The organism is Micromonospora sp. NPDC002575 (assembly GCF_042889525.1).
Classification (GTDB): domain Bacteria; phylum Actinomycetota; class Actinomycetes; order Mycobacteriales; family Micromonosporaceae; genus Micromonospora; species Micromonospora carbonacea.
Map to the genome: position 1 here is coordinate 1 of NZ_JBIARA010000069.1, position 1,607 is coordinate 1,607.

Annotated in this window: 2 protein-coding genes; both read right to left on the reverse strand. The window is 66.0% G+C overall.

The features are described 5' to 3' along the window. The coding region (locus ACFYWL_RS31145) for a GTP-binding protein (protein ID WP_386980403.1) at positions 1-428 on the reverse strand (428 nt) is incomplete at its 3' end. Between the two features lie 158 nt (positions 429-586). Beyond that, positions 587-1,607 (reverse strand): elongation factor G (locus ACFYWL_RS31150; protein WP_386980406.1); only part of this gene is annotated, 1,021 nt, incomplete at its 5' end.

The window sequence follows — 1,607 nt, forward strand, 5'->3', positions numbered from 1 at the left end:
ACCATGTCGGCCTTGTTCAGGGCGACGACGATGTACGGAACGCCGACCTGGCGGGCCAGGAGCACGTGCTCCTTGGTCTGCGGCATCGGGCCGTCGGTGGCGGCGACCACGAGGATCGCGCCGTCCATCTGCGCGGCACCGGTGATCATGTTCTTGATGTAGTCCGCGTGACCCGGGCAGTCGACGTGGGCGTAGTGACGCGCCTCGGTCTGGTACTCGACGTGCGCGATGGAGATGGTGATACCGCGCTGGCGCTCCTCGGGCGCCTTGTCGATGTTGTCGAACGGGGTGGCCTCGTTCAGTTCCGGGTACGCCTCGTGCAGCACCTTGGTAATGGCCGCCGTCAGGGTGGTCTTACCGTGGTCGATGTGACCGATGGTGCCGATGTTGACGTGCGGCTTAGTCCGCTCGAACTTCGCCTTCGCCACTGGGGTCCTCCTGGGAGTGGTTCTGTACGCCTTTGCTTCAACGGCGCCAGGTGATCTTTGCTGTAAAGGCCCGGAACCCGGGGGCATTCCGTCCGCGTTTGCGGGGGAATGCCCCTGGAGGCTCCGGAGTCAAGCCTACGGCGTGAGAACGCGGTGCGTTACTCGCCCTTGGCCTTCGCGATGATCTCCTCGGCGACGTTCCGCGGAACCTCGGCGTAGGAGTCGAACTGCATGGAGTAGCTGGCCCGGCCGGACGTCTTGCTGCGCAGGTCGCCGACGTAACCGAACATCTCCGAGAGGGGCACGAGACCCTTCACGACGCGGGCACCGGCCCGCTCCTCCATGGCCTGGATCTGGCCACGGCGGGAGTTGATGTCGCCGATGACCTCGCCCATGTAGTCCTCGGGCGTGGTGACCTCGACGGCCATCATCGGTTCGAGGAGCACGGGGCTGGCCTTGCGCGCGGCCTCCTTGAAGGCCTGCGAGCCGGCGATCTTGAAGGCGAGCTCGGAGGAGTCGACCTCGTGGTAGCCACCGTCGTGCAGGATGACGCGCACGCCGGTCATCTCGTAGCCGGCGAGGATGCCGAACTGCATGGCCTCCTGCGCACCGGCGTCCACCGAAGGGATGTACTCCTTCGGGATGCGGCCACCGGTCACCTTGTTCACGAACTCGTACGAGGTGTCGCCACCCTCGAGCGGCTCGATGCCGATCTGCACCTTCGCGAACTGACCGGTACCACCGGTCTGCTTCTTGTGGGTGTAGTCGACGCGCTCGACGGCCTTGCGGATCGTCTCGCGGTACGCCACCTGCGGCTTGCCGACGTTGGCCTCGACCCGGAACTCACGGCGCATACGGTCGACCAGCACCTCCAGGTGCAGCTCGCCCATGCCGCCGATGATGGTCTGGCCGGTCTCCTCGTCGGAGTGGACCTGGAAGGACGGGTCCTCCTCGGCCAGGCGCTGGATCGCGACGCCGAGCTTCTCCTGGTCGCCCTTCGACTTGGGCTCGATGGCGACCTGGATGACCGGGGCCGGGAAGTCCATGGACTCCAGGATCACCGGCTGCTTGTCGTCGGAGAGCGTCTCACCGGTGGTGGTCTGCTTCAGGCCCATGACGGCGACGATGTCGCCGGCGCCCACCGAGTCGATCTCCTCACGCTTGTTGGCGTGCATACGG